Source organism: Microbulbifer sp. ARAS458-1 (assembly GCF_045348205.1).
Lineage (GTDB): Bacteria > Pseudomonadota > Gammaproteobacteria > Pseudomonadales > Cellvibrionaceae > Microbulbifer.
In genome coordinates, this window is sequence record NZ_CP155838.1 from 183,322 (window position 1) to 203,312 (window position 19,991).

Genomic DNA, 19,991 nt, shown 5'->3' on the forward strand with positions numbered 1-19,991 from the left:
CGGAGCACCGGGTAAAGGTTTTTGAAACCGCTGTGAACCCATCCCTGGGCGCTGCGGCGCAAACATCCTGTTTGCGACGCTTTCAAAAACCTTTACCCGGCACTCCAGCTTCGTATGGTACTTAAGAACGCTGAAATATGATGCGAAGGCGGGGTGCCGGGTGGAGCTTTTCGGGATCGTCGGCAACAGGGATGTTGCCGACGAAGCGTACAGGGACGTATTCACAGCGGTCCCGAAAAGCTCCACCCGGCATCTGGCCGCCACGGTGTCCACTACAAAGCTCCCAAGGCTACGAAGCGGCCCTCAGGCCTGCGCCAGCTCCGAACGCATCACCTTGATCACTTCCGCATAGTCATCCGCATTGAAGATGGCGGAGCCGGCGACGAAGCTGTCAGCGCCGGCCTGGGCGATTTCGCGGATGTTGTCTTTGGTGACACCGCCGTCGATCTCGAGGCGGATATCGAGGCCGGAGTCGTCGATGAGTTTGCGGGCCTCCTTCAGTTTGCCGAGGGTGGCGGGAATAAATTTCTGGCCGCCGAAGCCGGGGTTTACGGACATGAGGAGAATCATGTCGAGTTTATCGAGTACGTATTGGGCGGCGTCGAGGCTGGAGGCGGGGTTGAAAACGAGGCCTGCCTTGCAGCCGAGGGATTGGATCAGTTGCAGGGAGCGGTCGACGTGTTTGCTAGCTTCCGGGTGGAAGGTGATGTAGGTGGCGCCGGCGTCGGCGAACATGCGGATCATGTCATCGACGGGTTCGACCATGAGGTGAACGTCGATGGGAGCGGTTACGCCGTGGTTGCGCAGGGCCTTGCAGACCATGGGGCCGATGGTGAGGTTGGGGACGTAGTGGTTGTCCATTACGTCGAAGTGCACCCAGTCGGCGCCGGCGGCGAGGACGTTGTCGACTTCTTCGCCCAGGCGGGCGAAGTTGGCGGAGAGGATGGAGGGTGCAATTTTGTAGTCTGGCATTTTCTCATCTCGGTGCTTTGGTTATAGCTCCGGGGTCTTTGGTGCTTTTACGACCGCCGGTGGCGGCCGGGCACCGGGTGGGGCTTTTCAGGACCACTGTGAACCCATCCCTGGGAGTTTCGGCGCAAACATCCTGTTTGCGACGATCCTGAAAAGCCCCACCCGGCACCCGGCCTTCGATTTGTACTTTTGTACTTCGTAAGCGGGTGGGTTAACTCGCTCTTAGTCTTTCTTCCAACTTATTCAGCCTTTCTGGGGTTCCCACATCGCACCAGTCGCCTTCGTAAACTTCCGCCTGCATCCTGTCTTCGTTATACGCGAACACTTCTCCCAGGCCGTAGCGCTCGCGGGCTTTGGGGTAGCTGGTGAGAATTTCCGGGCGCAGGTAGCTGATGCCGGCGAAGGTAAATCTGGGTTTGGTAGTGCCGGATAGAAGACCGTCGTCGATGCCAAAATCCCCCTCGGGGTTATGCGGCGGGTTGGGCACCATGAGAAGGCGGCCGGGGCAGTTTTCCGGTAGGGGGTTGTTGACCCAGCCCGAGAAATCGAAATCACACCAGACATCGCCGTTGACCACCAGGAAAGGCGCATCCCCCAGCAGCGGCAGGGCTTTGGTGATGCCGCCGGCGGTTTCCAGGGGTTCGTTTTCTTCGGAATACTGGATGCTTGCCCCGAAGCGCTCGCCACTGCCCAGGTGCTCGCGGATCTGCTCGCCGAGGTGGGCGAGGTTGATGACGAGGTTGGTGACACCGGCTTTGGCCAGGCGCTCGATGGCGTATTCGATCAGGGGTTTGCCCAGCACCGGGATGAGCGGTTTTGGGGTGTGATCGGTGAGCGGGCGCATGCGCTTGCCGAATCCGGCGGCAAGAAGCATGGCGGTGGGTGCCTTTGAGGTTTTGGCTGTCATCTGGTGGCTTTTTCGCGCGTTGATCAGGAGGATTCGGTTTCTACATTGCGGCGATCGCCGGCGGTGCGGTAGTCGCGGTACCAGTCCTGCTGCTCGATCAGCGGCAACAACTCGGTCCGGAACCACTGGGCGAACGGCTGCATTTCTTCGTATTTATCACACACTTCCAGGGTGTAACGTATGACAAGGGGCAGATCCGGCAGGTAGCCGTGTTTGCCGTCGCGCAGATACAGGCGCGGGAAGAGTCCCAGGACTTTGAAGTGGCGCTGCAGGCCGATCCAGTCGAACCAGCGCAGGAAGGTTTTGCCGTCAACCTGGGGTATCACCCCGGCGTCCATGGCGGTGGAGGCGTAGGCGAGCGCCCAGTTTTCCACCTGCTCCCGAGGCCAGCGGATGTAACAGTCGCGCAGCAGTGACGCGAGGTCGTAGGTAACCGGACCCCAGACAGCGTCCTGGAAATCGACCACGCCGGGGCGTTCGCCGTCGCGGATCATCAGGTTGCGGCTGTGGTAGTCCCGGTGCACCAGCACCTGGGGCTGGCTGCTGGCGCTGTCAAGCAAGTGCGCGAAGGTGCGCTCCAGCAGCTGGTTTTCCTCCTCGCTCAGCTCCCGCTGCAACAGTTTGCCCACCAGCCACTCGGGCAGCAGGCGCATCTCCATATGCAGTAGTTCGCGATTGTAGGGCGGGAATAATCCCTCCTGGCGGCTGATCTGCTGTAGGCACAGGAGTTCGCTCATGACTTCCGCGTAGAGACCAGAGACGCTGTCGTCATTCAGCTCTCGGAGCAGCTGGGTATCCCCAAGGTCTTCCAGCAGCATGTAACCGTGTTCGATATCCGCGGAGATCACCAGGGGAGTGTGGATACCATTGCGGCGCAGGTAATCCGCCAGGGCGACAAAACGGCTGACGTTGGTTTTTCCCGGCGGGGAATCCACCGCGATCAGGCTGGGGGTGGTATCGGTACGGAAATAGCGCCGGAAACCGGCGTCTCCCGAGAGGGGCTGCAGGTGGAGGGTGTTTTCCAGGGGGGGTAATTGCAGCGGTTCATGGCCGGCCTGGAGGGCGCGGACAGCCCACTGGCGCAGCTGATCTCTGCGCTCATCCGGGACCTGGGATACACACTCGTTCATCCACCACCTGTCATTATCGAAACGTTCATTTACGGTCTGCGGCGACCGATTGGCGGAAAATACCCGGAGGCACTTTTTCACCGCGGGCTTTATCGCCTAAAAGCTGTGCATTGTAGCGGCAGCGGCGGTCGGGTTCACCCGCTAATCTGGCCGAGTCGACGCACGGGCGGTTTCCATGGTTACGGCCATTCAAGTAGAATCGACCGCTGATTTTTGCGCGCCGGCTCCGTCTTTGCCGGAATCGCGCTTTTCGGCGCCACGCGCGCGGTCTCGCCCAAGGCCAAATCAGGGCCACACTCCATGGCCGGATTACAAGACAGACTCTAAAGATAGCTGGAACCAATCACTCGATGCTGGAAGCTTCCCGCTGGCGCCGTCTTGCGCTGGCCATTGGACAATTGTCACGCCCCCGCTCCCTCGCTTTCGGCCTGCTCGCCGCCCACTCTCTGTGGCCGCTCACCGCAACGGCCGAAACGGAATCCGCGCCCGAGCCCGTGGAAAACCCCTACCTGTACCTGGACTGGTTCCCCAAGAGTCAGCTGGACCCCACGTTGCGCAATCAGGTTTCCCCGATCTGTGGCGGCATGTTTGTGGAACCGCTGCGAGCATACCCCGATTCGGACAAGCTGCCGGAAGAATCACCCCTGCGCGCCACCGCCGACAGCTCCGACTGGCTGGAAAATGGCACCGCCCAATTGCGTGGCAACGTGCACATTACTCAGGGGTACCGCCAGCTGTTTGCCGACCAGGTCGACGTCAACCGCGAGGAAAACACCGCCTACCTGAGTGGCGCCATCGAAATGCGTGAACCGGGCATGCTGGTGCGCGGCAAGGCCGCCGAGGTCCACACGGACAGCAAGGCGGCCTCTATCGAAGATGCTACCTACGTAGTGCATGAGGACGCCGCCCACGGCTCTGCCCGTTTCGCATCCCGCGAGGCCAGCGGGGAGCTGATTCTGACGGAAGGCAATTACACACGCTGTGAACCGGACGACGTTTTCTGGCGCATGATTGGTGGCGAGATCGCCATCGACAATGTGGAGCGCCAGGGCACCGCGCGCAATGTGCGCCTGGAGATTGCCGATGTGCCGGTCTTCTATTTCCCTTATCTGCGATTTCCGGTGGGGGATGAGCGCCTTTCCGGGTTCCTGTTTCCGAGCATCAGCAACAGCGATGAGAACGGCTGGGACATCGCAGTGCCCTACTACTGGAATATCGCGCCGCAGCTGGACGCCACTATCGCCCCCCGCTATGTGCAGTACCGGGGTACCGGCCTGGAACTGGAGGGGCGGCACCTGAGCCCGGCCTTCAGCACCGAACTGCGCCTGGCCGGGCTGCCGGACGACGAGGGCGGCAATGATGAAGATGCCCGCCGTCTGATCAACGAGGGTTTTCCGGAAGACCTGGTGCTGCCGGCAAAAGGGGAAGACCGCTGGTATGCCAACCTGAACCAGCTCGGTGGTACCGGTGGCCTGTGGCGCACCAAGATCGATTACACCAAGGTCAGCGACCCGGATTATTTCCGCGACCTGGACAACGCGGAGATCAAGGTGCCGCAAAACGTCAGCGCTCGCGCCATGACCAGCCTGGGCCAGTCCGCGCAGGCCAGCCTCACCACCGAGCACTGGTTTGCCAGTCTCCGCGCGCAGGAATACCAGCAGCTGGTGAAGGACCGCTTCGATACCTACAGCCAGTTGCCGCGACTCAACGTAAACGGCAACTACAAGTGGGATGACTGGCAGTTACTGCTGGAACACGAAATCACCACCTTCGATCACGAGGATACCCAGACGATTCAGTACATCGCGGATGTGGATGACCCGGACAGTGTCACTACCAGCACCCGCGACTTCGTCAACGCCACCCGCGCCTACGCCAACTACAGCTTTGGCTGGGACAAACAGTGGCTGTGGGGCTTCTTCAACCCGCAGATCAACGGCATCTACCTGGGCTACGAACTGGCGGAGACATTCCTCGCCGACCCGGACATGAACACCCCGGAGGCTTCCGCCGCCCAGATATCCATCGACAGCGGCCTGTTTTTCGAACGCTACGGCAACCTGTTCCAGCAGGAGTATGTGCAGACGCTGGAGCCGCGCCTGTTCCTGATGGCCAGCACCGACGCGGACCAGTCGGATTTCCTCAATGTGAGCAACAGCTCCAGCGACGGGGGTAACGATCTGCTGTACGACACCTCGCTGTTCACCTTCAGTTACGACCAGTTGTTCCGCGACAGCCGCTTCAACGGTCACGACCGTATTGATGATGCCGATCGCGCCTCGTTTGGCCTCACAACCCGGTTTATCGACCCGCGCAGCGGCCGCGACCTATTCGCCGCCAGCGCCGGGCAGATCTTCTATTCGGAAGCCAGTCGTATCGAGCTGAGAGACTTTATCGAGGATGTACCGCGCTCGGAGTTCGCCGCGCGACTGGAGAGCCGGCCCAGCGACGCCCTGCGCATCAGCAGTGAGGTTATCTACCACGATACCGACCACACCATTAACCGCGGCAACGTCACCCTGCGCTACCTGGACGACAATTTCCGTCTGATCAACGCCAGTTACCGCTACCTGCGCAAGGAGGAGGTGTACGACAGCACTGACACCTATCTGATCCAGGGCCCGGTCAAGCAGATCGACCTTTCCGCCGCGTGGCCGGTGAATGACCGGCTTTCACTCCTGGCACGGGCCAACTACGATTTGACCTTTGAAAGGGAACTGGAGTACCTGGCAGGGATCGAATACGACACCTGCTGCTACCGCACCCGCCTGCTGTGGCGCCGTGAACTGGACAATGACCTGGCCGACGTCGTCCCGCCGGAGGAGCTGGAATTCGACGAAGGCGTCTATATTGAACTGCAGTTGAAGGGCCTGGCTGGCATTGGCGGCTCGGTCACGCGCATACTCACCCAGGGCATTGCCAACTTTGAACAACGAGAAGTACTGAAACAGTGATGACAATAATGCAGATGTTCACCTCTCTTCGCCGCGGTCTTTTGACTCTGGCCGCAGCCAGCGCCATTGCGCTCCCCGCCTGGGCCCAGGTACAACAGCTGGACCGCGTGGTGGCCGTGGTGGACGACGATGTGGTGATGGCCAGTGAGCTGCATCAGCGTATGCAAACCATCACACAGCAGATCGCCGCTCAGAACGTGCAGGCACCGCCGGTAGACGTACTGCGCCGCCAGGTACTGGAACAGCTGATTATCGAGCGCCTGCAGCTGCAAATGGGTGCCCGCGCCGGTGTCACCATCGCGGAGGAAGAGCTGGATCAGGCCATTGCCCGGGTGCAGCAGAACATGAACATGTCCCCGGCCCAGTTCCAGCAGAAACTGGAAGCGGATGGCCTCTCCAACAACGCCTTCCGCCAGCAGATCCGCCAGGAGCTGATTATTCGCCGGGTGGAACAGGGCAGCGTCAGCCGCCGCATCCAGATTACCGATCAGGACATCAACAACTTCCTGCGCTCCAAAGAGGGTGAGTTCTGGAAGTCGCCCCAGTACCTGTTGGGTCATATCCTGATTCCGGTCAGCTCCAGCGCACCGGCGGAGGAAGTGACCGCAGCCCGCGCCAAAGCAGATTCCATCTATGAGAAAACCATGGGCGGCGAAGACTTCCGCGCCCTGGCCATCTCCAGCTCAGCGGGCCAGAACGCCCTGCAGGGCGGTGATCTGGGCTGGCGCAAAACCGTGGAACTGCCCACCCTGTTCGCCGATGCCCTGGACGGGATCAGCGTCGGTGAAACCACCAAGCCGTTCCGCAGCGACGCCGGTTTCCACCTGCTGAAGATCCATGAGCAACGCGGTGCCACCGAGCAGGTAGTAGAGCAGACCAAGGTGCGTCATATCCTGGTGAAAACCTCCGCGATCCGCGACGATGACGCCGCCTACAACCTGCTGACCGACCTGCGCCAAAAGATCCAGGCCGGCGAACTCAAGTTTGAAGACGCGGCCAAAGACAATTCAGAAGATATCGGCACCATGCTGCAGGGCGGTGACCTGGGCTGGTCCAACCCCGGCCAGTTTGTACCGGAATTCACCCAGGCCATGGACAACACCCCGGTGGGCGAGATCAGCATGCCCTTCCGCAGCCAGTTTGGCTGGCATATTCTGCAGGTGGAAGGCCGCCGTCAGCAGGACATGACGGACCAGTACATCCGCAACCAGGCCGCCAACCTGCTGCGCAACCGCCGTTACGAGGAAGAGTTACAGAACTGGCGCCAGGAAATCCGCGACCAGGCCTATGTGGAAATCAAGCTGCCAGAAGCCAAAGAACCCGCGGAAGAGTCCGCTGCCGGCGACACCAGCGAGGGCGAAAGCCAGTAACGGAATGACCCCACGCATAGCCTTCACTCCCGGCGAACCCGCCGGGATTGGCCCGGAGCTGGCGGTCAAACTCGCCTGCTCCGACCGCCCCAACCCCATTTCCCTCGCCCAGATTGTTGCCATCGCCGACCCGGACCTGCTGCGACAGGAAGCCACACGCCAGGGCAAAAGCCTGCGACTGATTCCATTTGACGCGAATAAACCGGCGGAAGTAACCCCGGCCAATAGCCTGCACATACAGGCAGTCGCACTGGCGCAAGCCACGCAGCCGGGCCGGCTCAATCCCGCCAACGGCGCCTATGTACTGGAAGCCCTCCGCATCGCCGCCGAGGGCTGCAAAGACCGCACCTTCGATGCGGTGGTGACCGGCCCGGTGCACAAGGGCGTGATCAACGATGCGGGCGTCCCTTTTAGCGGACACACCGAGTTCTTCGCGGAAAACGCCGGTGTGAAAAAGGTGGTGATGATGCTCGCCGCCGACGACCTGCGCGTGGCACTCGCCACCACCCACCTGCCATTGAAAGATGTCAGTGCAGCGATCAGCGGCGAATCCCTGCAACAGGTACTCACCATTCTGCATCGCAGTCTGCGCGACCAGTTCCGCATCGAAAGCCCGCGCATTGGCGTGTGTGGCCTCAACCCTCACGCCGGTGAAGGCGGGCACCTGGGACGTGAGGAAATCGACACCATCGAGCCGGCGCTGGATACCCTGCGCGCCCTCGGACTGAACCTGATCGGCCCCTTACCCGCAGACACCCTGTTTACCCCGCCACAACTGGCCCGCTGCGACGCTGTACTGGCCATGTACCACGACCAGGGTCTGCCGGTGTTAAAATTCAAGGGATTCGGGCGCGCGATCAATATCACCCTCGGGTTGCCATATATCCGCACTTCGGTGGATCACGGCACCGCGCTCAACATTGCCGGCCAGGGTATTGCCGATACCGGCAGCCTTCTCGCCGCCATGCACCAGGCCATAGAACTGGTCCAGCTGCGCCAAATTTAACCCTGCGTCCCGCGCGCAAACCTCATTCAAACGAACACATTCATGGACAATTTTTTCCAACACAAGGCGCGCAAGCGTTTCGGCCAGAACTTTCTCGTCGACGAGAACATTATCGAGCGCATCGTGCGCGCCATCGGCCCCAAAGAAACCGATAAACTGGTGGAGATCGGCCCCGGCCAGGGCGCCATCACCGCGCTGCTGCTGGACAAGTGCCCTTCGTTGACCGCAGTAGAACTGGACCGGGATCTGATCCCAATGCTGGAATTCAAGTTCCGCAGCTATCCCGACTTCACCATCATTGAAAAAGACGCACTGAAATTTGATTTCGGCAGCATGGTCGAGGAAGGCGAGCAGCTGCGTATCGTCGGCAATCTGCCCTATAACATCTCCACTCCGCTGCTGTTTCACCTACTGAGCTTTCGCGGCAAGGTGCAGGACATGCACTTTATGTTGCAGAAAGAGGTGGTGGATCGCCTGAGTGCGGTGCCAGGGGTTAAAGCCTTCGGCCGTTTGAGCGTAATGACCCAGTACTACTGCCGCGTGCAGGGACTCTTCCCGGTACCGCCGCAATCCTTCCGCCCTGCGCCGAAAGTGGATTCCGCCATCGTGCGTCTGGTGCCACACCAGACGCTGCCGCACCCGGCAGACGATGAAGCCCTGCTGGAACGCATCGTCAGCGTCGCTTTCCAGCAGCGTCGTAAAACGTTACGCAATGCCCTGAAGCCGCTGTTTCCGGATCTGAATCCCGAACAGCTGCCGGTGGACACCAGCCGCCGCCCGGAAACCCTCAGCGTAAAAGAGTACGTTGACCTGGCAAATTTCTGCTCAAACCTAATTGCCCCCTCCCCGTAGGGTGGATAAGCGAAGCGCATCCACCAGAATAACCGGAGAGAATTATGGCCACTTACGCAATCGGCGATATCCAGGGCTGCCTGGAACCACTGCAAAGACTGCTAAAGAAAGTCCGTTTCAACCCAGACAAAGACAAACTGTGGCTGGCGGGCGACATGGTGCACCGCGGCCCCGACAGCCTCGGCACACTGCGCTTTCTTTACCAGCACCGCAGCCAGATTACCGCGGTGCTTGGCAACCACGACCTGCACCTGCTGGCCATTGCTCACGGCGCCAAACGACTGACCGATAAAGAACACGATCTCGCCGAAGTATTGCGAGCCAAAGATGCCGACCAACTTCTGGAGTGGCTGCAAAAGCAGCCGCTTATGGTGCACAAAAAGGTCAAGGGCAAATATTTCTCCATGGTACACGCGGGCATCCCCCCCATATGGAGTATGAGCAAAGCCCTGGAGCTGGCAGGTGAAGTACATCAGGCACTGCAGGATCCCGCCATGGCGGAGGCCTATTTCTTCGGTATGTATGGCAACGAGCCGCACAAGTGGAGCGATCATCTGATCGGTGTGGAGCGATTGCGCTCCATCACCAACTACTTTACCCGCATGCGCTTCTGCAAGGAGGACGGCACTCTGGATCTGGTCACCAAACAGGGGCCGCTGGCAGCGCATCACGACTACCGCCCCTGGTTCAGTTTCAGTAATCGCAAGACTAAAAACGACCGAATTATTTTTGGCCACTGGGCGGCATTGGAAGGAGAGGCGAATACAAAAAATGTATACGCTCTGGATACCGGCTGTGTGTGGGGTGGTTACCTCACCGCACTAAAGCTGGAAGACGAATCCTTTTATTGCGCGGACTGCACACTCTAAACCCGCCATACGGAAAATAGCGAGTTTACATTTTGCTAAACCCGGGAGCGGCCTCATCGGATGCGGGATTTAGTATGCCCGAAGCGCCCCGGTCACCAATAGCTTCCGTAGCGCGAGGCGCCACCAAAGCCCGCTGCAAATCCTGCTGTTTATGCAAGCGTATTGCCAGGGCCATAAGCTCTGCCGCATCGAGATTTCCCGTCAGCACATACAGTGTTTCACTGGTTACCCAGTGCACCCGCCCCTGGTTTACCTCTTCGTTTATCCCACCTCCGTCCAGTATGCCTTCGCTTCCTTTTGTATCGGGCACACCTTCGTGAAATGTCGCTTGTGGCGGGGTCTGTAGAGAGTAACTTTCCAGTGTCAGCAGGGTACCGTCCACACCGTGGAAATTCAGGCGAAAATTGTCTCCTGCCAGAGCGGGACTCTCCGGAAGCAGCTGTTGAGTTGACGGAGCCTTGGCAACGCCACCGCCATTCAAGTCAGTGCCAGGCCCCTTCTCCGATGACACCTGGCTGGCACCTTGTTGCGCCGTTATTTCCAGATCTGGAACAGCCATTGCTGGCGCCGCTGAAACCTGAACGAGCGCAGCCCCTCCCGGTTGATCGGATAGCGGGCGGACCTGGGCAGCGCGCGCGCCTGCGGTCAGGGTCCCATAGGACTGCTCGGTGCGCAGCTCCAGGCTTAGTGCCCACACCCCCAGAACCAGAACTGCACCTGCAGCGACACCACTTAACCAGGGTAAAGGGCGAACGGAGGCGTTCGTCGTATCACCTCTATACTTATCGCTGCTTATTGCGTTCAACTCCCCCAGCAGCTCGCCTTCAAAACGCCAGGTGTCAAAAACCGTTTTCGCCGCCTCAGGGTTCAGCCGCAGATAACGGGCCACCTGTCGTGCACGCTGAGTTGGCAGTGCGCCATCGGCAAAGGCGGAAATTTCTTCCATAGACACACTGTTCGAGCGATCATCATTACGGTGCAGTGACATGATCAGAACTCCACAAGTAGGCTGCTGCAAACTTCAACACTATTTCACTCTCTGCAAAATGGTTCCATTAGCGGTTGTCCGCTCGCAAGTGAGCGAGCCACCCGTGTCCGGAACATTCTCCGCGCAGGCCTTGCGAACAGATTCACGGGCTCGGGACACACGGCTACGCAAAGTCCCAGCATTCACTCCCAGAATATCCGCAGCTTCCCGGTAACTGGGATTCTCAAGCACAATCAGCAGCAACGCTGAGCGCTGCTCTTCCGGCAGTCGCTGTATCGCTGACATGGCATCCCGACAATCCAGTGCGGCTTCATGCCCCGACGATATCGCCACATCCTCTCCCGCGTTCTCCACCAGAGATTCTTTGCGCGCCCGCGCGGAGCTGCGTTGGTTCAGATAAATCCGATATAGCATTCGAAAAAGCCAAGGTTTCAAGGTGCTTGCAGGGCGCCACAGGTGTCTTTTGCGCAATGCGCGCTCCATACAGTCCTGTACCAGATCTTCCGCCTGAGACTTTTCAGCACACAGTGCTAACGCGTAACGGGTCAAACCGGGAATGTGCTCACACACCTTCTGTTCGAACTTCATAGGCTGCTTTTCTCCACTGGTCTCGGCCGCGCGCTCACCATCTTACTGGCATACAAACACCTTCAAGATGAACGGACTTTGTCGGCCTTTACTAGTGAACAAGCCGGCACCGGGTTTAGTTCCAAAGCAGTGCCGCGGATCCCCGTGATCGAGAATTCCATCACGTTTTCGCAAGTTACCGGCAACAGCACCATCTTCTCGGCTGTTCTATTTCACGAACGGCCAGCACAGGAACACTTCACCCTAAGAAGTTCCCCGCTGCTGACCTGTTTGTAACAGTGTTCCATTCACCGAAGAGGAAAATCGAACCATGAATATGCAAACTCCGAAAAAAAATCGCCTTGCCATCACTCTTTCTGCGACGGCCACCAGTACACTGCTTGCGCTCGGACTGATTTCGGGAAGCGCGTGGGCGTCCCAGGATACACAACAGGAGGCGAAGGAAGCCCACACCTATTCGGCAACGCCTCAGTCATCGATCAATGCAGAAGACCTTCCAGATGAAAAACTTGAAGCTTTCGCCAGAGCACAGGAAAACGTAGATGAAACCCGCGTGGAAATGACCACAAAACTCCAGAATACCCAGGACCCTCAGGAGGCAATGGCGTTGCGGGAACAGGCAAACAAAGAAATGCTGGCCCAGGTAGAAGAAGCCGGGCTGACACGGCAGGAATACAACACGATTGCCCGCGCCGTAGCGATGAATCCCGATATCGCGAAAAAAATCGACGACTACCGATAACAGCGGCCGACAATCACGTCAGGCGACATCCATGCGTTTTTGATGGTGAGCGAACATGAGCCGGCGCTTGCCGCCGGCTCCCGGTAACGCTTCACCAAAACGCGATCCTCCCGAACGAATCGCGGTGCTACGTCAACGGCGCAAATCGCTTCCGCCCCCAACTCCTACCCCTGAGCCTTGCTGTGAGGCTTGTCTTGCGGCAAGCCCCGGCCGCTTTTTCGCAGACCCTCCGTGTAGCTTACCCCGGCGGTGAGTTGCTACTCTCCGCCCCCATCAACCCTGGTTACTTTTTCCTCCGCCCCCCGCGGGTGGGATGCTGTTTACCGATGGCTGACCTCTAATCGAGCTTGCGATTTTATACATGCATTCAGTCACCGTCGGTTTGAGGGGACGCATGTATCGAGAATGCATCAGCGATGATGAAGCAGTGGGTTCCACAGCACCCGCTGACAGAGATTCAATAAAAGAAACAATAAGGTTCTAGAGCATGCAAGCTAACTCTCCGTCACAGGGGCGCCGCAGCCGCGCCTGTTCAATCAGTACGCACAAACGTCCACACATGATCTCGCTCCTGGCGCTGGCAATTGCCGGTGCCGCACAGGCGACCCCCAACTCAGAAGTTTCCTCGGTCAATATTCCGGGCACCCTCCAGAGCGCAGTAGGTTGCGCTAGCGATTGGGATCCCTCCTGTGAAGCATCCCAGCTGACCTACGATGCGGAAGACGACCTTTGGCAGGGCACCTTTACGTTGCCCGCGGGAGGCTATGAGTACAAGCTGGCACTCAATGGCGGCTGGGATGAAAACTACGGAGCCAATGGCGACGCGGGCGGCGGTAATATCGTGCTCGGTATCACCGAGGAGCGGGAAGTAAAGTTTATTTACGATCACGAGAGCAACTGGATCGCCGACAATGTCCGCCACACTATCGTGACCGCCACCGGCGATTTCCAGAGCGAACTGGGGTGCCCCGACGACTGGCAACCCCAGTGCCTGCAAAGCTGGATGCAGGATGTGGACGGCGATGGTGTTTACACCCTGATTACCGACGCCATTCCCGCCGGCGACTACCAGATGAAAGCAGCCCTGAATGAGGGCTGGGATGAAAGCTACGGACAGGATGGCAACAACATTGCCTTCACGGTTGAGGACGGCAAAGAAATTTACTTCGCCTTCGACAGCAACACCCAAAAAGTCGTTGTGAGCACCGACGGCGTGCCCCGCGGTGACCTGACCACCGACAAGGCACACTGGGTCGATACCACCACCATTCTGTGGCCGGTTAACCTGCCGGAGGGCGGCAGTGCCAAACTGGTGAGTAGTGCCGACGCCGCGCTTACGCTCGGCCCCGATGGTGTAGCCGGTGATAGCGAAGTTGCGCTGGCTCTGAACACCGACGGTGCCTCCGAAGCAACTGCGGCCAAATTTCCGCACTTGAGTAACAGCACCGCTTTCACGGTACCGGCTACGGTGGATATTGCCGACCTGATCAAAGGTCAGCTCGCGGTTGCCATTTTTGACGCGGATGGCGCCATCGTCGATGCCACCGGTATTCAGACTCCGGGTCTTCTCGATGCGGCCTTTGCTTACGACGGCACCCTCGGCGCCACCGTAGGAGACACAGCCATCGAATTTGCGCTCTGGGCACCCACGGCCAAATCGGTGAAGGTACATCTGTTCGATACCGCAGGGCAGTTCGACCCCAGCGCCCATATTGTGATGAGCGAAAGCAACGGAGTGTGGACGGCGTCCACCAGCATCGACTGGAATCGCAAGTTCTATCTGTACGAGGTGGAGGTCTACTCCTACGCAACCCGCGAAATCGAAACCAACTGGGTCACCGACCCCTACTCCCTGAGTCTGTCCACTAATTCCCACAAGTCCCAGATCGTCAACCTGAATGACGTCGACCTGAAACCGGAAGGCTGGGACTCATTGATCAAACCGGCGCTGACGGCGCCGGAAGATATTTCCATTTACGAGCTGCACGTGCGCGACTTCAGTATCAAAGATGACATGGTCAGCGAAGCGGCACGCGGTACTTTTGCCGCCTTTGCCGAAGACGGTCGCGGCAGCCTGCACCTGGCGGAACTGGCCGCGGCGGGGCTGACCCACGTACACCTGCTGCCGGCCTTTGACTTCGCCACCGTAAACGAAGCGCGCTCGGAGCTGAAAACCACGGAAGACCTCAGCGTCTACGCCCCCGACAGCACCGAGCAACAGGCGGCGGTGAATGCCATCCGCGATGAAGACGGCTTTAACTGGGGTTACGACCCACTGCACTTCACCGTTCCGGAAGGCAGCTATTCCACCAACCCGAATGGTGTGCAGCGGATTATTGAATTCCGCGAGATGGTGCAGTCCCTGAGCGAAATGGGCCTGCGGGTAGTGATGGACGTGGTGTACAACCACACCAGCTCCTTTGCCCAGTACGACAATTCCATTCTCGACAAGATCGTTCCCGGGTATTACCACCGCCGCAATGGCGAGGGCTTTGTGGAAATGAGCAGCTGCTGCGCCAACACCGCCAGCGAGCACACCATGATGGAAAAGCTCATGCGTGATTCCATGATGACCTGGGCCACCGCCTATAAGGTCGACAGCTTCCGCTTTGACCTCATGGGCCATCACACCAAGGAAAATATCCAGAATATCGCCAGCGATCTGCAGGCACTCACCACGGAAGCCGACGGCGTAGATGGGTCTTCCATTTACCTTTACGGCGAGGGCTGGAACTTCGGTGAAGTGGTGGACGATGCGCGCTTCGTACAGGCCCGCCAAGGCAATATGGCAGGCACCGGGGTCGGCACCTTCAACGACCGCATCCGCGACTCCGTGCGTGGCGGCAATCCGTTTGGTGGCTTCGAGGAACAGGGCTTCGGCACCGGCCTGTTTACCGACAGCAACGGCAAATTCGGTGGCGACGATGAGCGCGCAACCCTGCTGACACTGGCCGATAAAGTGCGCATCACTCTCGCCGGCAACCTGGCGGATTATGTGCTGGAAACTTCAGACGGCACCGAGATGACCGGCGCCGAGCTGGTCTACAACGGCCAACCCACCGGCTACACCGCCGACCCGCAGGAGTCGATCAACTACGTTGCCGCTCACGATAACGAAACCCTGTTCGACGGCATTCAGATCAAGGCCAACAGCACCACCAGTGTTGCCGACCGCGTGCGCCTGCAGAACTTCAGCACCTCCCTGGTGATGCTTGCCCAGGGTGTGCCGTTTATCCACGCCGGCCAGGAAATCCTGCGCTCGAAATCCATGGACCGCGACAGCTACAACTCCGGTGACTGGTTCAATGCCATCGACTTCTCTCTCGCCACCGATAACTGGGGTGCCGGCCTGCCGATTGCGGACAAGAACGAGGACAACTGGGGGCTGATGGCACCGCTGCTGGCCAACCCGGATATCGCACCGCAGCAATCCGACCGCGAGTTCGCGCTGGCGGTATTCAAGGAGTGGTTGCAGATCCGTCGCAGCAGCGGCCTGTTCCGTTTGCCCACCAAAGAGGCGGTGCAATCGGTGGTGTCCTTCGCCAATACCGGACCGGAACAGATCCCAGGCCTGATCGCCATGCACCTGAACGACCCGGCGGGCGACTTCGATGAAGAGACCTCGCAGATTCTGGTGTTGTTCAACGGTGGCTCAGAGGCTCAGGAATTCACCCTGGAATCTGCGGCAGAACTGCCGTTCGCGCTGCACCCGGTACAACAGAATTCTGCGGATACAGCACTGATGGATGCGGCGGTAGCGGCCGGTGTATTCAGCGTACCTGCGCGCACCACCGCAGTGTTCACTCTGGCACGGGCAGATGACAGCTCTATTCCGGAGGAGGAGGAAGAGGAAGAATTCGAACAGCCGGAAAATCCAGGCAATGACTCCAGCGGTGGCGCTACCGGTTTTGCGCTGCTGGCATTGCTCGCCGCTGCGCTGTTGCGTCGTCGCCGGATCTAAACCAAAAGTCACATTCTCAAGAATAAAAAACCCGGCAATTTGCCGGGTTTTTTATTCCGATTCGTTCGCGATTACTTCAAATAGCCCTGCGGGTTCTGCGACTGCCAGCGCCAGGTATCTTCCACCATGCGCTTCAGATCAAACTCCGCTTTCCAGCCCAGCTCTTTTTCCGCATAGGTCGGGTCCGCATAGCACTCAGCAATATCACCGGGGCGGCGAGGCACTATCTGGTAGGGAATTTCCTTGTCCGCGGCATCGGCAAATGCGCGCACGATCTCCAGTACCGAGCTGCCGCGACCGGTGCCCAGGTTATAGGTGTAACAACCGGTATCGGTGTCTTCCTTATTCAGCTTGTTCAACGCCGCCAAGTGGCCGCGGGCGAGGTCGACCACGTGGATATAATCGCGCACGCCGGTGCCGTCCGGAGTGGCGTAGTCGTCGCCAAAAACCTGTAAATGCGGCAGGCGGCCAACGGCCACCTGGGCCACATAGGGCAACAGGTTGTTGGGAATACCCGCCGGATCTTCACCAATGGTGCCGCTCTCGTGGGCGCCAATGGGATTGAAGTAGCGCAGCAGGCTGATCTTCCACTGGCTGCCCGGCGCGTTGCTCAGATCCCGTAGAATATCTTCCACCATCAGCTTACTGGCACCGTAGGGATTGGTGGCACCAGTAGGGAAATCCTCGCGAATGGGCACCGTTGCCGGATCGCCGTAGACGGTGGCAGAGGAACTGAAGATCAATTGATGCACGCCAGCCTGCGCCATCACCTCACAAAGAGTGAGGGTGCCAGCAACATTGTTCTGGTAATAGCGCAAAGGCTGGGAAACTGATTCGCCGACAGCCTTGAGGCCGGCAAAATGAATTACCGCCTGCACCTCGTACGCGCGGAAAACCTCACCCAGGGCATTGGCATCGGTAATATCCACATTGTGGAAGGGCACAGAGCGGCCGGTAATCGCCTCTACGCGGCGCAGCGCTTCTTCACTGCTGTTACACAGGTTGTCGACCACCACGGGCTCAAAACCCGCCTCAATCAGTTCTACACATGTGTGACTACCGATGTAGCCGGCGCCCCCGGTTACCAAAATCTTCATAGACTTCCTTATTTCAGGTTCTCCGGACTGGTATCCCACACTCGGTGCGACCGGTCCCGGTGGGCCAGAATACTAACCCGTGTTTGTGAGCGCTATTTTACGCGCTTAACCCGCCTCGCAAAACTGACACCAGATTCTACCCATCTTGGCCCTATCCACCTTTCAAGGCCACAGCGCTGACTATCCTGAAAGTGCGGGACCTGATAGCAGGCCCCCTGTTGCGACAGCTGCATCGTCGCGCAATCAATAGGTAATAAAGATAGCGTTCTCGCGCGTCAGCGCTCTTAAGCATTCGTTGCGAGATGTTTTCGCGGTCATCACACGCTGCAGCGCAGTAGGTACTCCACGGCAGGAGACCGTTTACTGACGCGGTACGCTACAGGGAGTCGTAAACCATGTCGATATTCAATCACTACCTGGAACGCTATGAGGCGATTCAGGAAGAAGAACTCACCATCCAGGAATACCTGGAGCTGTGTAAAAACGACCGCAGCGCCTACGCCTCGCCCGCCGAGCGCATGCTGATGGCCATCGGCGAGGCCGAGCTGGTGGACACCTCCCGCGACCCGCGACTCTCACGCATCTTCTCCAACAAAGTGATCAAGCGCTATAAGGCGTTCGGCGAATTCTATGGAATGGAGGAAGCCATCGAGCAGATCGTTTCCTTCTTCCGCCACGCGGCCCAGGGCCTGGAAGAGAAAAAGCAGATTCTGTATCTGCTGGGCCCGGTGGGCGGTGGTAAATCTTCTCTGGCAGAGCGCCTGAAGGCCCTGATGGAGCAGATCCCCATCTATGCCATCAAGGGCTCTCCGGTATTTGAATCACCGCTGGCACTTTTCTCCCCGTCCGAAGACGGACAGATCCTGGAGGAAGATTACGGTATCCCGCGCCGCTACGTGAATACCATCATGTCACCGTGGGCAGTAAAACGCCTGCACGAGTACCAGGGGGATATCAGCAAATTCAAGGTCGTGAAACTGCGCCCGTCCATTCTCGACCAGATCTCCATTGCGAAAACGGAACCTGGTGACGAAAACAACCAGGATATCTCCGCACTGGTGGGCAAGGTGGATATCCGCAAACTGGAAGATTTCCCACAAAACGATCCGGATGCCTACAGCTTTTCCGGCAGCCTGTGCCGTGCCAACCAGGGCATGATGGAATTTGTGGAAATGTTCAAGGCGCCGATCAAGGTGCTGCACCCGCTGCTGACCGCCACTCAGGAAGGCAACTACAACAGTACCGAAGGCCTGGGCGCGATTCCATTCAACGGTGTGATCCTTGCCCACTCCAACGAATCCGAGTGGCAGTCCTTCCGCAACAACCGCAATAACGAGGCGTTCCTTGACCGCATCTATATCGTCAAGGTGCCCTACTGCCTGCGGGTTCAGGAAGAAATCAAGATCTACGACAAGTTGCTGGAACACAGCTCTCTATCAAAAGCGCCCTGCGCGCCGGATACCCTGCGCATGCTGGCGCAGTTCTCGGTATTGTCGCGCATCAAGAACCCGGAAAACTCCAGTGTCTTTTCCAAGATGCGGGTTTACGATGGCGAAAACCTGAAAGACACCGACCCGAAAGCGAAAACCATCCAGGAATACCGCGACAACGCGGGTGTGGATGAGGGCATGAACGGACTGTCCACCCGTTTCGCATTCAAGATCCTGTCCAAAGTATTCAACTTCGATGCTACCGAGGTAGCGGCCAACCCGGTACACCTTCTGTATGTACTGGAGCAGCAGATCGAGCAGGAGCAGTTCCCGCCGGAGATTCAGGAAAATTACCTGGGCTTTATCAAGGAATACCTGGCGCCGCGCTATGTGGACTTTATCGGCAAGGAAATCCAGACCGCATATCTGGAATCCTACGCGGAATACGGCCAGAACCTGTTTGACCGCTATGTAACCTACGCAGATTTCTGGATTCAGGATCAGGAGTACCGCGATCCGGAAACCGGCGAGATTCTCGATCGCGCGGCCCTGAATGAAGAGCTGGAAAAAACCGAGAAGCCGGCAGGCATTTCCAACCCGAAAGATTTCCGCAACGAGATCGTCAATTTTGTGCTGCGCGCCCGTGCGGGTAACCAGGGCAAAAACCCGGACTGGAGATCTTACGAGAAACTGAAAGCGGTGATCGAGAAGAAGATGTTTTCCAACACCGAAGATCTGCTTCCGGTTATCTCTTTCAACACCAAGGCCTCTGCAGACGACCAGAAAAAACACGCAGACTTTGTGGCGCGCATGGTTGAGCGCGGCTACACCGAGAAACAGGTTCGCCTGCTTTCCGAGTGGTATCTGCGGGTACGCAAGTCTCAGTAACCGAAGCAGGTGGTTCCGGCGATATTTAGTGGCGGTGCAGGTGCCGACAAGGTTTTGCGAGACACGCCGTGAACCCATCCATGGGGGCTCTTCTAAAACGTCGCTGTTTTAGAAGGTCTCGCAAAACCTTGTCGGCACCTCCACCTTCGCATCCGCCATTTTCGTCCCACCCTACTCTGCAAGGCTGATTTTTGTTTATTGAAAACAGGACAGTGCGCAGAAGTTAATTGTGAAGGT

The 19,991-nt window shown here is 58.4% G+C and carries 14 protein-coding genes; 8 read left to right on the forward strand and 6 right to left on the reverse strand.

Annotated features, from left to right (window positions below; genetic code table 11):
• Nucleotides 1-303: 303 nt before the first annotated feature.
• From rpe to AAFH99_RS00800, 3 genes are all read right to left on the reverse strand, one after another.
• Nucleotides 304-972: a ribulose-phosphate 3-epimerase gene (rpe, locus tag AAFH99_RS00790; RefSeq protein ID WP_406828394.1), complete on the reverse strand. Its 669-nt coding sequence runs from the start codon at nt 970-972 to the stop codon at nt 304-306.
• Between the two features lie 211 nt (nt 973-1,183).
• Nucleotides 1,184-1,879 carry an N-acetylmuramate alpha-1-phosphate uridylyltransferase MurU gene (gene murU / locus AAFH99_RS00795; protein WP_406828395.1) on the reverse strand — a complete coding sequence of 232 codons (696 nt, stop codon included), beginning with the start codon at nt 1,877-1,879 and terminating at the stop codon, nt 1,184-1,186.
• Nucleotides 1,880-1,902: 23 nt separating this feature from the next.
• Nucleotides 1,903-3,009, reverse strand: coding sequence for an aminoglycoside phosphotransferase family protein (locus AAFH99_RS00800; protein WP_406828396.1), 1,107 nt, complete (start codon nt 3,007-3,009; stop codon nt 1,903-1,905).
• A 350-nt stretch (nt 3,010-3,359) separates the two neighbouring features.
• Here AAFH99_RS00800 and AAFH99_RS00805 point away from each other — a divergent pair, with 350 nt between their 5' ends.
• From AAFH99_RS00805 to AAFH99_RS00825, 5 genes are read left to right on the forward strand one after another with little or no spacing between them, the layout of a single operon-like run.
• Nucleotides 3,360-5,963, forward strand: a complete 2,604-nt coding sequence (locus AAFH99_RS00805) for an LPS-assembly protein LptD (protein WP_406828397.1) — start codon at nt 3,360-3,362, stop codon at nt 5,961-5,963.
• Nucleotides 5,963-7,333 (forward strand): peptidylprolyl isomerase, encoded by a 1,371-nt coding sequence (locus AAFH99_RS00810; protein ID WP_081848087.1) that lies wholly within the window; start codon nt 5,963-5,965, stop codon nt 7,331-7,333. The genes AAFH99_RS00805 and AAFH99_RS00810 overlap by 1 nt, the downstream gene beginning before the upstream one ends.
• Nucleotides 7,334-7,337: 4 nt before the next feature.
• Nucleotides 7,338-8,339 carry a 4-hydroxythreonine-4-phosphate dehydrogenase PdxA gene (gene pdxA / locus AAFH99_RS00815; RefSeq protein WP_043319572.1) on the forward strand — a complete coding sequence of 334 codons (1,002 nt, stop codon included), beginning with the start codon at nt 7,338-7,340 and terminating at the stop codon, nt 8,337-8,339.
• 42 nt (nt 8,340-8,381) lie between these two features.
• A complete protein-coding gene (rsmA, locus tag AAFH99_RS00820) occupies nt 8,382-9,191 on the forward strand; it encodes a 16S rRNA (adenine(1518)-N(6)/adenine(1519)-N(6))-dimethyltransferase RsmA (protein ID WP_043319573.1) in 810 nt (269 codons plus the stop codon).
• A gap of 44 nt (nt 9,192-9,235) precedes the next feature.
• Nucleotides 9,236-10,060 carry a symmetrical bis(5'-nucleosyl)-tetraphosphatase gene (locus AAFH99_RS00825; RefSeq protein ID WP_043319574.1) on the forward strand — a complete coding sequence of 275 codons (825 nt, stop codon included), beginning with the start codon at nt 9,236-9,238 and terminating at the stop codon, nt 10,058-10,060.
• Nucleotides 10,061-10,085: 25 nt separating this feature from the next.
• Here AAFH99_RS00825 and AAFH99_RS00830 read toward each other — a convergent pair whose 3' ends face one another.
• Together AAFH99_RS00830 and AAFH99_RS00835 are read right to left on the reverse strand one after the other, a co-directional pair.
• On the reverse strand, nt 10,086-11,048 hold the full coding sequence (locus tag AAFH99_RS00830) for a hypothetical protein (protein WP_406828398.1): 963 nt from the start codon (nt 11,046-11,048) through the stop codon (nt 10,086-10,088).
• Nucleotides 11,049-11,087: 39 nt separating this feature from the next.
• On the reverse strand, nt 11,088-11,636 hold the full coding sequence (locus tag AAFH99_RS00835; protein ID WP_051687214.1) for an RNA polymerase sigma factor: 549 nt from the start codon (nt 11,634-11,636) through the stop codon (nt 11,088-11,090).
• Between the two features lie 310 nt (nt 11,637-11,946).
• On the opposite strand from AAFH99_RS00835, the gene AAFH99_RS00840 reads away from it, so the two are divergent.
• Together AAFH99_RS00840 and pulA are read left to right on the forward strand one after the other, a co-directional pair.
• A complete protein-coding gene (locus AAFH99_RS00840) occupies nt 11,947-12,378 on the forward strand; it encodes a DUF4168 domain-containing protein (RefSeq protein WP_043319577.1) in 432 nt (143 codons plus the stop codon).
• A gap of 487 nt (nt 12,379-12,865) precedes the next feature.
• Nucleotides 12,866-16,339: a pullulanase-type alpha-1,6-glucosidase gene (gene pulA, locus AAFH99_RS00845; protein WP_406828399.1), complete on the forward strand. Its 3,474-nt coding sequence runs from the start codon at nt 12,866-12,868 to the stop codon at nt 16,337-16,339.
• A 71-nt stretch (nt 16,340-16,410) separates the two neighbouring features.
• On the opposite strand, the gene galE is transcribed toward pulA, so the two are convergent.
• On the reverse strand, nt 16,411-17,436 hold the full coding sequence (gene galE / locus AAFH99_RS00850) for a UDP-glucose 4-epimerase GalE (protein WP_043319579.1): 1,026 nt from the start codon (nt 17,434-17,436) through the stop codon (nt 16,411-16,413).
• A 395-nt stretch (nt 17,437-17,831) separates the two neighbouring features.
• Between galE and AAFH99_RS00855 the strand changes: the two genes are divergently transcribed.
• Entirely contained in the window at nt 17,832-19,754 is a 1,923-nt protein-coding gene (locus AAFH99_RS00855; RefSeq protein WP_043319580.1) for a PrkA family serine protein kinase, read from the forward strand.
• Nucleotides 19,755-19,991 lie beyond the last annotated feature (237 nt).